1 pseudogene is annotated in these 1,007 nt (G+C 49.7%); it reads right to left on the reverse strand.

The features are described 5' to 3' along the window. Positions 1-1,007 (reverse strand): annotated as a pseudogene (locus ACFEMA_RS14700) (hypothetical protein); the annotation flags it as partial.

The following is a 1,007-nucleotide window of genomic DNA, read 5'->3' on the forward strand; positions in this document are numbered from 1 at the left end:
CGTATCGCCTGGATTGTTGTAAGGGTCCGTACCGTTAGTGAACTCATCACCGTTGGTCACACCATCACCGTCACAGTCCGCTGTCTGCCAGATTGCATTTGTGCTATCATAGCCTGTATAACCCACAGCTTGTATTGGGTCACATGGATCGTTAGGATCAGTTCCATTTGTAGTCTCAGTGTCATCATCGATACCGTCACCGTCCGTATCACCTGGATTGCTGTATGGGTCTGTACCATTGGTGAACTCATCACCGTTACTCACTCCATCACCGTCACAGTCCGCTGCCTGCCAGATCGTATTTGTGCTGTCATAGCCTGTATAACCCACAGCTTGCATTGGGTCACATGGGTCGTTAGGGTCCGTACCGTCATTGGTCTCTGTATCATCATCGATACCGTCACCGTCCGTATCACCTGGATTGTTGTAAGGGTCCGTACCGTTAGTGAACTCATCACCGTTGGTCACACCATCACCGTCACAGTCCGCTGCCTGCCAGATCGTATTTGTGCTGTCATAGCCTGTATAACCCACAGCTTGCATTGGGTCACATGGGTCGTTTACGTCCGTACCGTCATTGGTCTCATTGTCATCATCGATACCGTCACCGTCCGCATCACCTGGATTGCTGTATGGATCTGTACCGTTGGTGAACTCGTCACCGTTGGTCACACTATCACCATCACAGTCCGCTGACTGCCAGATTGCATTGCTACTATTATAACCTGTGTAACCTGCCGATTGCATTGGATCACATGGGTCGTTTAAATCCGTACCGTCATTGGTCTCTGTATCATCATCGATACCATCACCGTCCGCATCACCTGGATTGCTGTATGGATCTGTACCATTGGTAAACTCATCACCGTTGCTCACTCCATCACCGTCACAATCCGCTGCCTGCCAGATTGTATTTGTGCTATCATAGCCTGTGTAACCTGCTGGTTGCATTGGGTCACATGGGTCGTTTAAGTCCGTACCGTCATTGATCTCATTGTCATCATCGA

Origin of the sequence: Winogradskyella sp. A3E31 (assembly GCF_046720935.1) — a bacterium.
In the GTDB taxonomy this organism is placed as follows: domain Bacteria; phylum Bacteroidota; class Bacteroidia; order Flavobacteriales; family Flavobacteriaceae; genus Winogradskyella.